Source organism: Pseudomonas sp. TH41, assembly GCF_016650695.1.
Lineage (GTDB): Bacteria > Pseudomonadota > Gammaproteobacteria > Pseudomonadales > Pseudomonadaceae > Aquipseudomonas.
On sequence record NZ_JAEKFH010000006.1, the window covers coordinates 632,640 to 646,017 of the forward strand.

A 13,378-nucleotide genomic window follows, 5' to 3' on the forward strand; every position below is an offset into this window, starting at 1 on the left:
AGTGACAGCCAGCAAGCGCGCCTTTTCATGCATCCAAGGAGATAGTCATGAGCGTGGGCACAATCGTGATAACCATCCGCATTCTGCTACTGATCGGCGCTTTACCGAGTTGGCCGCACAGCAGGAATTGGGGAGATGCACCAACCAGTGGCTTGGATATTGTTCTGGTCGAGCAGCTCTTGATGGGGCGACTTTGACTGACAGGGACCTGGCTGGGTTGAACAGCGCAGCGGTATCGATGCGTTCGATGCTGCGCCGGGCTTTTGGGCGGCGCTCTGAATCACCACCATGGAGTGATCACGCGCCAGTACGGGAAACGCTTTTCGGTATTGAGCGGCTTGAGCAACATGCCGCCAGCCTAGCCGTCGCCCAGCAGATAGCGCCCAGTCCACCCGCCGTACTTTCCTTGCATGTGCGCCTTGACGACAATGCCGCGATGCTGCTCGCCGCCTACCGGGCGAGCGCTGCGGAGCTTGAGAGCGGCCATAGTGTTGTGCCCGCCGCTGAATGGCTGCTGGACAACTATCATATTGTCGAGGAGCAGATCCGAGAGATCCGCGATGACCTGCCCCCCGGTTATTACCGCCAGTTGCCGAAACTGGCCGAGGGGCCGTTCGCCGGCTACCCGCGGGTCTTTGGCCTGGCTTGGGCCTTCGTCGCTCATACCGACAGTCATCTCGATCTCGACATGTTGCGGCGCTTCATCGTCGCCTACCAGCGCGTTCAGCCGCTGACCATCGGCGAGCTGTGGGCGGTGGCGATCACACTGCGTATCGTCCTGATCGAGAACTTGCGCCGTCTCACCGAGCAGATCGACGACGGTCGCGTGGCCCGCGCCGACGCCGATGGGCTGGCCGATCGGTTGCTCGCGCCCGGCTGCGCCCGCTCGGCGCTGGTGACGGATATCGCCGCACGCCCGTCCGGGCGGTTGTCCGAGATGTTCGCCGCCCAGCTCGCCAAGCGCCTGCGCGACCAGGACCCGCGCACGACCCCGGCACTGGGCTGGCTGGACGAACGCCTGCAAGAACAGGGCGTTAGCGTCGAGGACGTTGTGCAGCATGCCCAGCAACGCCAAGGCGCCTCGAATGTCACGGTACGCAACATTATCACCAGCATGCGGCTGATCTCCGATATCGACTGGGCCAATCTGTTCGAAAGCGTCAGCCTGGTCGACGTGCACTTGCGTGCGGGCAGTGCGTTCGCCGCCATGGACTTCCCTACGCGCAACTTGTACCGCAGTGCCATCGAACAACTGGCGCGCGGTTGCGCACTCTCGGAACTGCAGGTCGCCGACCGGGCACTAAAGGCCGCCCGCCAAGCCGAAAGCGCCGGGCCGGGCGAGCAGGGGGATGATGAGCGTGCGAACGATCCTGGCTACCACCTGATCGCCGAGGGCCGCCCGGCGCTGGAGCGGGCCATCGGATTTCACCCGCCGGTACGCCTGCGCATCAGCCGCTTCAATATTCGCCTGGGCATCGGCGGCTATGTCGGCGGCATTTTTGTGTTGAGCGCACTGCTGCTGGCGCTTATGGCCTGGGCGCTGGCGGTTCCGTCCGTGATGGTGGGCTGGATCGTGTTATTCGTGCTGTGGATGTTCGTGCCGGTCAGCGAGGTGGCCACGGCGCTGGTCAATCGTGCAATCACCTGGAGCTTCGGCGCCGTTACCCTGCCGGGGCTGGAGCTGTCTGCCGGTGTGCCGCAGGCGTTACGTACGCTGGTCGCGATGCCGACCCTGCTGACCAGCGAGGCAGACCTGCTGGAGCAGATAGAGCGGCTGGAGGTCCATCATCTGGCGGGAATTGGCGGTGATCTGGCTTTCGTCCTGCTGGCCGATGGCGTCGATGCGCCGCAAGAGGAACTCGACAGCGATATGCACCTGCTTGGCGTGGCAGCCGAGGCAATCGAGCGGCTGAACCGTCGCTATGGCCCCGGCCCTGGCGGCCAGCGCTTTTTCCTGCTCTGTCGGCGGCGGCTGTTCAATGCCAGCGAGCAGTGCTGGATGGGCTGGGAGCGCAAGCGCGGCAAACTGCACGAGCTAAACCGCTTGTTGCGAGGAAGTAGCGACACGAGCTTCATGCCCATCGCTGGCGAGGAACCGCATGTGCCGTCCGGGGTGCACTACGTGATCACCCTTGACGCCGATACCCGCCTGCCACGGGATACGGCGCTTCGGCTGATTGGCAAGATGGCTCATCCATTGAACCACCCATGTTTCGACGCCGTGCTGAAGCGCATCGTCAGCGGCTACGCGATTCTGCAGCCACGGGTAACGCCCTCTCTGCCGATGGGCGGCGAGGGCTCCTTCTATCGTCGGGTGTTCTCTGGTCCCGGTGGCATAGACCCCTATGCCGCGGCGGTTTCGGATGTCTACCAGGACCTCTTCGGCGAAGGTTCCTATACCGGTAAGGGCATCTACGATGTGGATGCCTTCGAAGCCGCGCTCGGTGGCCGGGTCGGCGACAACCGGCTGCTCAGTCATGACCTGTTCGAGGGCATCTTTGCCCGTGCCGGTCTGGCCTCGGATGTGGAGGTGGTCGAGGAGCCTCCGGCGCGCTTCGATGTCACCGCCAAGCGCCTGCACCGCTGGACGCGCGGTGATTGGCAATTACTGCCTTGGGTGCTCGGACACTGGAAGGGGCCCCAGGCGGTGCCGCCGATCGGCCGTTGCAAGATGCTTGATAACTTGCGCCGCTCGCTGTTGGCGCCTTTCACCCTGGCCAGTCTCGTGCTTTGCTGGTGGCTGCCGTTACCCGTGGCGCTGCTCGCCACACTCTTCGTGCTGGTGACCCTGGCGGTCCCGGCCCTGCTGCCGATCGCCTGCTCCCTGATACCGCGGCGGCGCGGTATCCGCTTACGCAATCACTTCGCGATACTCGGCGCCGATCTGCGCCGCGCAGCCCTGCAGAGTCTGCTGTCGTTGGCCTTTTTGGCAGACCAGGCGTGGCGCATGGGCGACGCTATCGGGCGTACGCTGGTACGGCTGTTCTTGAGCCACAATCACCTGCTCGAATGGACCACAGCGGCGCAGTCCTCCGGTTGCCCGCTGCCCGACCTGCACGGCAGCTACCGGCAAATGGCCGGTGGCACTGCGCTGGCGCTGCTGATGAGCGCAGCCGGACTGGCGTTGGTGCCAGCCTCGTGGCCGCTGATCGGGCCATTGGCACTGCTCTGGCTGGCGGCGCCGGCCCTGGCTTTGTTCAGCAGTCGGCCATCGCAGGTGGCCCGCCTGCGCACGGTTTCACCGTTGGACGCCCATGCCCTACGCCTGACCGCGCGGCGCACCTGGCGCTTCTTCGAAACCTTCGTCACACCCGAGGACAATCTGCTGCCGCCGGACAATTTCCAGGAGCAGCCAAAGCCGGCGGTGGCACACCGCACCTCGCCGACTAATATCGGGCTCTACCTGCTTTCTGCAGTCGCTGCCCGCGACTTTGGCTGGGCCGGCAGCATCGAGACGGTCGAACGCCTGGAGGCGACCCTGGCCACCCTGGAGAAGCTGCCGCGCTACCGCGGGCACTTCTTCAACTGGTATGCGACCCGCGACCTGCGTGCCCTGAATCCGGCCTATGTGTCTTCGGTCGATAGCGGTAACTTTGCCGGGCACCTGATCGTGCTTGCCAACGCCTGCGAGGAATGGCAGACCAGCCCGTTGGCAGAAGAGGCCTGCAGCGGTCTGATGGATGACCTGTGGCTAGTGCGGGAGGCAATCGCCGTGCTACCGGTCGCAGCCGGGGAGTCACTGCGGCAACTGCACGACGACCTGGAGGAAATTCACGTCCATTTGGAGGGACTGCAAGCGTTCGACGCGCTGCTGCCGAGTCTGAAACGGTTGACTGAGAAGGCCGCCAAAGTAGCCGGCAGCGTCGTCCCAGCGGGCGAGAGCGGCGAGGGCGGCAACTTGCTGTTCTGGATCGAAGCGTTGCGCAAGGCAGTGGCCGAACACCTGCGTGACCGTAAGGTGCCGGACGAGGCGCAGCCGACGCTGGCAGAGCGTTTGCAGACCCTTGCCAATACGGCGCGGGCGATGGCCGGGGCGATGGACTTCGGCTTTCTGCTTGACCCGGAACGCAAGCTGCTATCAATCGGCTACTCCCAGATCGACAATCGTCTCGACCCCAGCTGCTACGACCTGCTTGCCTCAGAAGCACGGCTGGCAAGCCTGTTCGCCATTGCCAAGGGTGATGTCTCGAGTCGTCACTGGTTCCGTCTTGGGCGTACCGCAACACCGGTCCCCGGTGGCTCGGCACTGATCTCCTGGTCCGGCTCGATGTTCGAATACCTGATGCCGTCGCTGGTGATGCGCGCGCCGGCCGGCAGTCTGTTGGAGCAGAGCACTCGCCTGGTGGTGGCGCTGCAGCAATCCTATGGTCGCTTGCTGGGCATCCCCTGGGGGATTTCGGAGTCAGCCTACAATGCCCGCGACGTGGAGTTTACCTATCAGTACTCCAACTTCGGCGTGCCCGGGCTTGGCCTCAAACGCGGGCTTTCCGAGAACGTGGTGGTCGCGCCTTATGCGACCGGCCTGGCGGCGATGATCGACCCGCAGGCGGCACGACGTAACTACGATCGGCTGGCCGGGATGGGCGCGCAAGGCCGCTATGGTTTCTATGAAGCGCTGGATTTCACCCGCTCGCGGCTGCCGGACGACGAGAACGTGGTGATCGTGCGCTGCTTCATGGCCCACCACCAGGGCATGACCATCGTCGCCATCGCCAATACCTTGCACGATGGAAGGATGCGCTGCCGCTTTCACCGCGAGCCGATGATCCAGGCCTGCGAGCTGCTGCTGCAGGAGCGCGTGCCACGGGACGTTGCACTGGCACATCCAAGGGCTGAAGAGGTGACGGTTTCCGCGGCCGAGAACCGCAGCGAGACATCCACCTTGCGGCGCATCAGAGCGGTGGCCGGCGGCGCGCCGTTCACGCAGCTACTGTCCAACGGCCGCTATGCGTTGATGCTGACCGCGGCGGGCGCGGGTTACAGCCGCTGGGGGGATATTGACGTGACACGCTGGCGTGAGGACGCCACCCGCGATGACTGGGGCAGCTTTATTTTCCTGCGTGACACACAGAGCGGGGCCGTCTGGTCAGCGACACTGCAGCCCAGCAGCCGCGAGGTGGAAAACGGCGAGGTCCTGTTCGACGAGGATCATGCCGAGTTCAGCCATCGCGAAGGTTCGCTGGTGACCCGTCTGGAAGTGCTGGTATCAGGGGAGGACGACGGTGAAGTGCGGCGGGTTTCGCTGATCAACAACGGACGGCGGCCACGGGACATCGAGCTGACGTCCTATGCCGAGGTGGTCCTGGCGACACAGGCCGCTGACAGCGCGCATCCGGTTTTTTCGCGAATGTTTGTGCAGACCGAATACCTGGCTGAATTCACTGCACTGGTCGCCACCCGACGCCCGCGTGCGCCGCAGGACACGCCGGTGTGGGCGGCGCATTTCGCGGTGATGGAAGGCGAGCTGATCGCCGATCCGCAGTTCGAGTCCGACCGCGCGCGCTTTCTGGGCAGAAACCGTAGCGTACGCGAGGCGCTGGCGATCACCGGGCACCGGGCGCTGTCGAACAGCCAGGGGACGGTCCTGGACCCGATCTTCTCCTTGCGCCAGACCCTGCGAGTTGCGCCCGGCAAGGTCGCACGGGTGGCTTTCTGGACCGTGGTCGCAAGCTCGCGGGAGGCTCTACTGGACCTGATCGACAAACACCATGAGCGCAATGCCTTCGCGCGCGCCAAGACCTTGGCCTGGACCCAGGCCCAGGTGCAGTTGCGCGACCTGGGCATCGACACCGAAGAGGCGGCGGACTTCCAGCGCCTGGCCACGCCGATCCTCTATGCCGACCCACGTTTTCGCGCATCGGCGGACGCCCTCAAACGTGGCGCGGGGTGCCAATCGGGGTTGTGGCCGCTGGCCATTTCCGGCGACTTGCCAATCGTCCTGCTGCGCATCGACGAAGTCGAGGACATCGCCCAGGTCCGGCAGTTGTTGCGCGCACGCGAGTATTGGCGGATGAAGGGCCTGGATATCGACCTGGTCATCGTCAACGAACGGGCGTCGTCCTATGTGCAGGAGTTGCAGGTGGCAATAGAAACTGCAGTGCGCAGCAGCCAGTCGCGCGTGCGTTTTGGCGAGGATCACCGGCGCGGTGCGGTCTTCACCTTGCGAGCCGACCTGATGAGCGTTGAAGCGCGGGCGCTGTTGCAAGCCGTGGCGCGTGTTGAACTGGTCGCCCATCGTGGCTCTATTGCCGCCCAGCTCGCACGTCTGCCACAGCCGCCATCGCGCAACGGGATCAGCGTCCGTCAGTCGCCCTCAATGCCGGCGTGGCCATCGTCAGTGTCGACGGCCGAGGGTAGCGACCTGGAGTTTTTCAATGGCTTGGGAGGCTTCGACTGCGACGGGCGGGAATACCTGACTGTCCTCGACCGTGACCAGACGACGCCGGCACCGTGGATTAACGTGATCGCCAACCCGGCGTTTGGCTTCCAGGTTTCGGTTGAAGGCAGTGGCTATGTCTGGGCCGAGAACAGCCGGGACAACCAGCTCACCCCTTGGTCGAATGACCCCACCGTCGATCCGGCGGGCGAGGCGTTGTACATTCGTGATGAGGAGAGCTACCAGCTGTGGAGCGCCACCGCGCAACCGATCCGCGACGGCGGTGTCTACCGCGCTGCGCACGGCTTTGGTTACAGCCGCTTCAGCCACACGGCACACGGTATCCAGGCACAATTGTTGCAGTACGTGCCGCTGGACGACCCCGTGAAGATTTCCCGGCTGACCCTGCGCAACCTCTCGGGGCGACCTCGCCGGCTGTCAGTCACAGCCTATGTGGAGTGGGTGCTTGGCACCTCGCGGGGCGCCAGCGGACCCTTTATCCAGACAGAAATCGACGCGGGCAGTGGTGCGCTGCTGGCGCACAATCCGTGGAGCGTTGCCTTCCCGGGGCGCGTGGCATTTGCTGACCTCGGCGGCCGGCAAAGCGCCTGGACCGCCGACCGTTGCGAGTTTCTCGGTCGCCATTGCGGGCCTGCGGCGCCCCAGGCGCTGCTCGGCAGAACGCCGTTGTCCGGGGCCTGCGGTGCCGGCTTGGACCCTTGCGCAGCGTTGCAGTGCTTTGTCGAGCTACGCCCAGGTGAGTCTGTCGAGGTGCTAGCGTTGCTCGGTCAGGCCGGCTCGACTGACGCTGCAAGGGAGATCGTGCTGCGTTACCGCGAGCGTGATCTGGACGAGGTGCTCGCAGCGGTCAAGCGGCACTGGGACGAGGTGCTCGGCGCGGTACAGGTGCGCACGCCCGATCGCACGCTGGACATCCTGCTCAACGGCTGGCTGCTCTACCAGACCCTGGCCTGTCGCATCTGGGCTCGCTCGGCGTTCTACCAGGCCAGTGGCGCTTATGGCTTTCGCGACCAGTTACAGGACTGCATGGCACTGGCTTTTGCGTGCCCGGCGCAAACTCGAAGTCATCTGTTGCGCGCTGCCGCCCGACAGTTCGTCGAGGGTGATGTACAGCACTGGTGGTTGCCGCAGACGGGGCAGGGGGTGCGCACGCGGATTTCCGATGATCGTGTCTGGCTTGCCTTTGTCTGCGCCACCTATGTCACTTCCTCGGGGGATTGCAAGGTACTGGACGAGAGCGTGCCATTCATCCAGGGGCCGAAGTTGCACGCCGACGAAAGCGACGCATTTTTCCAGCCGATGCCTGCGGACACATCGGCTTCGCTGTTCGAACACTGTGCTCGCGGCCTCGATCAGTGCCTGGAATTGACCGGTGCCCAAGGCCTGCCGCTGATCGGCAGCGGTGACTGGAACGACGGTATGAACCGAGTCGGCGCGGGCGGGCAGGGCGAGAGCGTCTGGCTCGGCTGGTTGCTGTTGTGCACCCTTGAATACTTTGCGCCTTTCGCCGACGGCCGCGATGATCAGCGTGCCGGGCTGTGGCGGGCTCATGCGGCACTACTGCGCGAGGCGCTGGAGCGTGAGGCCTGGGATGGCGAATGGTATCGCCGTGCGACCTACGACGATGGCACCTGGCTCGGCTCGGCGGAGTGCGATGAATGTCGGATCGACTCCATCGCACAGTCCTGGGCGGTACTCTCCGGCGGCGCCGAGCCTGCCCGCGCGAGGCTGGCCATGGCCTCGCTGGAGCGTCTGCTGATTCGTCGCAGGGACGGCGTGGCGCTACTGTTCACGCCGCCGTTCTCGCACACGCCGCTTGACCCCGGCTATATCAAAGGCTACCCGCCAGGCCTGCGCGAGAATGGCGGGCAGTACACCCATGCGGCGATGTGGACGATCCTGGCGCTGACCCGACTTGGGGAGGGTGACAAGGCTGCCGAGCTTTTTGCGCTGCTCAACCCGATCAACCATGCGCGTACCCCAGAGCAGGTCGAGCGCTACAAGGTCGAACCTTATGTGATCGCCGCGGATGTCTATTCCGTCGCGCCGCATATCGGCCGGGGCGGCTGGACTTGGTACACCGGCTCGGCCGGCTGGATGTATCGCGCGGGCGTAGAGGGCATCCTGGGGTTGCGCCGCGAGGGTGCGTTCCTCGTCGTCAACCCCTGCATCCCGCGTCATTGGCCGGGGTTCGATGCCAGCCTGAGGCTGGACGGCAGCGACTACAAGGTCAGCGTGAAGTCAGCCGGAGTCCGTTGCCGGGGCCTCGTGCAGGCGCTGCTTGATGGTGTACCGCAGCGCTGCGAGGAAGGATCCGTTCGAGTGCCGCTGGATGGATGTGCGCATCGCCTGGAGCTTGATCTTTAGGTCCCCGGGTACACGCGCGCTACTGGAGAATCAATATGTCGCCAACCAAGCCCCCCCTGTTCACGCTTGCCGATGACGTGCTTCTGGATCGCCTGCAGTGTGCCGCCTTCGGCTATTTCCTGCAGACCCTGAACCCGCTCAACGGGCTGGTGGCCGACACCTCGCGCCCCGGTTCGCCGGTCAGCATCGCGGTGGTCGGGTTCGCGCTGTCAGCGTATCCGCTGGCCGTGGATCGGGGCTGGCTGACCCGGGCCGATGCGCTACGGCGCAGCCTCACCGCGCTGCGTTTTTTCCAGGCCAGCGATCAAAGCACTAGCCCCTCGGCGACCGGTTACAAGGGGTTTTACTATCACTTCCTCGACTTCCATACGGGCGTGCGCGTCTGGCGCTCGGAACTGTCGATGATCGACACCGCGCTGCTGATCGCTGGCGTGTTGGCGGCAAGCCTGTACTTTGACGCGGACACCGCCGACGAGAACGAACTGCGTGAACTGGCGGATTTTCTCTATCGGCGCATCGACTGGCGATGGGCGCAGGACAGCGGCGAGACGATCAGGCAGGGCTGGAAACCCGAATGCGGGTTTCTGCATTACGGTTGGGAGGGGTACAGCGAGGCCATCTTGCTGTATGTGCTCGCGCTTGGTTCGCCAAGCAACCCGATCGTCGGCGACTGCTATCAGGCATGGACCGCCACCTACCAGTGGGAAAACCTTTACGATCACGACTATCTCTATGCCGGGCCACTGTTCGTCCACCATTTCTCCCATGCTTGGATAGACTTTCGCGGTATCCGCGATGGTTTCATGTACAAAAAACGCTCGGACTATTTCCAGAACAGTCGGCGCGCCGCTTACATCCAGCGCGAGTACGCACGACGCAACCCCCGTGAATTCGCGGGCTACGCTGAAAACTGCTGGGGCCTGTCCGCTTGTGATGGGCCGAGCGACGAGCAGGCGGAGCTGTCCAATGAGCGACGAAGGCTGTTCGGTTATGCCGCCCGTGGCGTGCCGTACGGGCCGGACGACGGCACCCTGTGCGCACCATCGGTGATGGCGTCGCTACCGTTTGCACCGCAGATCGTCCTCGACACGGTGAGACATATGATGGCGAGCTACCCGGAAATGTGCGTCGAAGGGCGCTTTTCCAGCAGTTTCAATCCCAGCCTCTGCGATGCCAACGGACGCGCTTGGGTGTCCGCAGGGCATTACGGGCTTGATCAGGGCATCGTACTGATGATGATTGAGAACCATCGTAGTCAACGGATTTGGGAGCTGATGCGCGCCTGCCCTTACATCCGCGACGGTTTGCTGCGCGCCGGATTCCACGGCGGTTGGTTGCAGCAGCCGCCACGCCCAGGAGCACGCTGATGTCGCAACACTACGATGGGTCGATCCCCACCCCCCAGGATGCCTATGAGCGCCAGCGCCTGGCCAATGTGCATCCGCCGCAGTGGGTCAATCCGCAGGCCGCCGAACGCTACCACTTGGTGGTAGTCGGTGCTGGCCCGGCGGGCCTGGGCGCCGCGAAAACCGCCGTCGCCCTCGGTGCCAGGGTGGCGCTGATCGAACGCAGGCTGATGGGCGGCGATTGTCTGAACTATGGTTGCGTGCCGTCGAAGGCGATCATCAGGACGGCGCAGTTATATGCCGAAATGCGCGATGCCCAGCGCTACGGCGCGCAAGTTCCAGGCGATATTCAGGTCGACTTCGCTGCCGCGATGGCGCGCGTGCGGCGTATCCGCAGTCACCTCAGTGGCGGCGATTCTGCCGCGCGGCTGAGAGCGATCGGTGTGGATGTATTCTTTGGCGAAGTGCGCTTCACCGGAGCCGATTCGCTGACGGTCGATGGGCAGACCCTGCGCTTTCGCAAGGCCCTGATCGCGACGGGTGCGGCCCCGACCATCCCGCTGATCCCCGGGCTCGCGCAGGCAGGTTACCTGACCAATGAAAACGTCTTCGATCTCACCGAGTTGCCGCGCCGCGTGTTGGTGATCGGGGGTGGTCCTCTTGGCTGTGAATTGGCTCAGGCGTTCTGCCGGCTGGGGGCGAAAACCACCATCGTGCAGGACCTGCCGCTGTTCCTCGGCAACGAGGAACGGGACGCCGCGCAACTGCTTTCGGATGCGTTTGCCCGCGACGGCATCGAGGTGCGCTTGAACACGAACGTGGTTGCCGTGCGCGTAGAAGGCGGGCAGAAGTTGGTTGACCTGATCAGCGACGATTACCGCAATACGATCGCCGTCGATGCGATCCTCACCGGCATTGGTCACTCGCCGAATGTCCAGGGCCTGGGCCTGGAAGCCGCGGGTGTCGACTACGACGCCGAGGTGGGAATCCATGTCGATGACTTTCTGTGCACCAGCAATCCGCTGATCTACGCTGCCGGGGATGTCTGCCTCAAACACCAATACACCCATACGGCCTTGGCCTCGGCGCGCATCGTCGTGCAGAACGCACTGCTGCGCGGTCACGAGCGAATGAGCGGGCTGGTCATTCCCTGGTGTACCTACACCGATCCGGAAATCGCACACGTCGGTTTGTACGTGCGCGAGGCCAATCTTCAGGATATTCCGGTGAAGACTTTCACCATTCCCATGCATCAGGTCGATCGTGCGGTGACTGACAGCGAGGAGGATGGTTTCGTGAAAATTCACGTCCGGGAGCGTACGGATCGGATTCTCGGCGCCACCATCGTCGCCCGCCATGCTGGCGACATGATCAACGAAATCACCCTGGCCATGGTCGCGGGGGTTGGCCTGCGTACATTGGCCCTGGTGATCCACGCTTACCCCACGCAGGCGGAGGCGATTCGCAAGGCCGCCGACGCCTACAATCGTACGCGCCTGCCGTCGCGGGTCAGGCTACGGCTGGCGCGTTGGATGGAGCGCTGAGAAACACCCTACGACCGTGCCAGCAGCGCCTTGGCGCGCACGCAGACATTGTCGATGGTGAAGCCGTATTCGCGCAGCAAGACGTCGGCCGGTGCCGAGGCGCCGAATCGTTCCACCCCAAGCATGTCGCCACTGACGCCAATGTAGCGCTCCCAGCCTTGCCGCACTCCAACTCGACCGCCAGTCGCGCGCCGACCGAAGGCGGCAGCACGGCGTCGCGCTCGGCCTGCGGCAGGGCCTCGAACAACTCCCAACTCGGCATCGAGACACAGCGCACGGCGATGCCTTCGCCCTTCAGGCGTTCACCCGCCGCCAGGATCAAGGCGACTTCCTAGCCGCTGGCGAGCAGGTTCAGCTCGGGCTTGTTGTTCGCCGCGGCTGGAATGGCACCCTCAAAACCCAGATTGACCAGGTCGAGTTCGTCGACAAAGACGTCGACTACGCACACCGGATTGGTATGCGTGACGTAATCGTCGAGGCTCTCGGGAAGTAAGGTGCCTTGGCCTCGATGTTCACCTTGGATAAAGCGCTTCATAGGCGATCCTTGCGATGAAATCCTCAAGGATCATAGCAAGGACTTTCGATCTCGATAGATACTCTGTCGTAGGATTGCTAAACCAGCTGGCGGATCCCCAGAGACAAAATCAAACCACCGCACAGTCGATCAATTGCTTTTTTCCTCCCTTGATACCCGGCAGCAATCTTAGGTTGCGAAAGAGCGATTGCGACCATTCCATACCAGGTCATTGAAACCACCACTACGACTGCCAGCATCGACAAAAACGTGCCTGGCGAAACATGGACGGGGGCTGCGGCTGAAAAGACAGCGGCATAGAAGGCCATGGACTTGGGGTTGCCAATGTTGGTAATCACCCCCTGAATAAAAGACTGCCTGCAACTACCGGCGACGGCATCATTTAGCGGGCCAAGCGCATTCTTCCCCGCGTTGATCAGCAGTCGGAATCCGAACCACATCAGGTAGGCAGCCCCCAGAACCTTTACTACAAGCGCAGCCCAAGGGAGCGCAGCAAATACAATCCCGAGACCTGCAATTGCACAGGTGGACCAGAACAAGTTGACCAGTACGATACCCGCTACCAAGGCCAGAGCTTCTGACCGTGTAGCAGCCACCGCTTTATGGACCACTGCGACAAAATTTGGCCCAGGGATAACGACACCGGCGAGGTAAACCAAAAAAACTGTCAAAACGGCGGAACCATCGATCATGTGCTTCCTCGCGAGTCCTGTGGACGGTGATCGTCACGGAAATGATATGTTCTAAGAGCAAGGTCGCTTGTGACCTCAACGTCCATCGAGATAAGAGTTTTACACAGCGCTCTGGAGATTAGGGGCTTTTTACACACTCTGGGCCGACTTCTGCCTGTTGCGACCGGCCGAGTCTCACACCAGTTGTTATCGATGGGCACAGCACCGTCATCAAGATAGCGCGTCAGCGCTATCCAGCGTTTTAGGCTGTAATCCAACGCCTTGGCGATGGTCGATCCCTCAGGCACAAGCTGCCTCTGGGCGATCATCCAGGTATGAAGTGCGTCGATGAACGGCGCTACTTTGTCCTGCCGTATTCGCTGCCGGATACCCGGTTCCAGCTCGCGTGCCTCTCGTTCAACTTCGTACAAGGCAGCGATGAAGTGCAGCGCTTTTTCGGCGATCTGGCTCTTGTTAGTCGCTTGCAAGTCGAAATAGGGGGCACCCGCGGGGGAATA

The 13,378-nt window shown here is 63.2% G+C and carries 5 protein-coding genes and 3 pseudogenes; 4 read left to right on the forward strand and 4 right to left on the reverse strand.

Features of this window, described 5'->3' with window-relative positions; all coding sequences use genetic code 11:
• Positions 1 to 47: 47 nt before the first annotated feature.
• The 4 genes from JFU37_RS26805 to JFU37_RS26820 are packed head-to-tail and all read left to right on the forward strand — an operon-like array spanning position 48 to position 11,654.
• Positions 48 to 197 (forward strand): DUF3309 domain-containing protein, encoded by a 150-nt coding sequence (locus JFU37_RS26805; protein WP_201120035.1) that lies wholly within the window; start codon positions 48 to 50, stop codon positions 195 to 197.
• Positions 194 to 8,764 (forward strand): GH36-type glycosyl hydrolase domain-containing protein, encoded by an 8,571-nt coding sequence (locus tag JFU37_RS26810; protein ID WP_242485836.1) that lies wholly within the window; start codon positions 194 to 196, stop codon positions 8,762 to 8,764. Before JFU37_RS26805 ends, JFU37_RS26810 begins: the two co-directional genes overlap by 4 nt.
• Positions 8,765 to 8,799: 35 nt before the next feature.
• Complete coding sequence (locus JFU37_RS26815; RefSeq protein ID WP_201120036.1) at positions 8,800 to 10,131, forward strand: glucoamylase family protein; 1,332 nt, start codon at positions 8,800 to 8,802, stop codon at positions 10,129 to 10,131.
• The gene (locus JFU37_RS26820; protein WP_201120037.1) at positions 10,131 to 11,654 is read left to right on the forward strand and encodes a mercuric reductase; all 1,524 of its coding nucleotides are present in this window, start codon (positions 10,131 to 10,133) and stop codon (positions 11,652 to 11,654) included. The genes JFU37_RS26815 and JFU37_RS26820 overlap by 1 nt, the downstream gene beginning before the upstream one ends.
• A gap of 8 nt (positions 11,655 to 11,662) precedes the next feature.
• On the opposite strand, the pseudogene JFU37_RS31390 reads toward JFU37_RS26820, so the two are convergent.
• The 4 genes and pseudogenes from JFU37_RS31390 to JFU37_RS26840 form a co-directional block, all read right to left on the reverse strand.
• Positions 11,663 to 11,931 (reverse strand): annotated as a pseudogene (locus JFU37_RS31390) (transketolase-like TK C-terminal-containing protein).
• A gap of 99 nt (positions 11,932 to 12,030) precedes the next feature.
• Positions 12,031 to 12,189, reverse strand: a pseudogene (locus JFU37_RS26830) (IS5/IS1182 family transposase); the annotation flags it as partial.
• Positions 12,190 to 12,266: 77 nt separating this feature from the next.
• Entirely contained in the window at positions 12,267 to 12,881 is a 615-nt protein-coding gene (locus JFU37_RS26835) for a LysE family translocator (protein ID WP_201120039.1), read from the reverse strand.
• A 146-nt stretch (positions 12,882 to 13,027) separates the two neighbouring features.
• Positions 13,028 to 13,357 (reverse strand): annotated as a pseudogene (locus JFU37_RS26840) (IS66 family transposase); the annotation flags it as partial.
• Positions 13,358 to 13,378 lie beyond the last annotated feature (21 nt).

Bases quoted from the DNA above. Each gene is read 5' to 3' on its own strand.
- JFU37_RS26805 (WP_201120035.1), top strand. From the start codon at position 48: ATGAGCGTGGGCACAATCGTGATAACCATCCGCATTCTGCTACTGATC.
- JFU37_RS26815 (WP_201120036.1), top strand. From the start codon at position 8,800: ATGTCGCCAACCAAGCCCCCCCTGTTCACGCTTGCCGATGACGTGCTT.
- JFU37_RS26820 (WP_201120037.1), top strand. From the start codon at position 10,131: ATGTCGCAACACTACGATGGGTCGATCCCCACCCCCCAGGATGCCTAT.
- JFU37_RS26835 (WP_201120039.1), bottom strand. From the start codon at position 12,881: ATGATCGATGGTTCCGCCGTTTTGACAGTTTTTTTGGTTTACCTCGCC.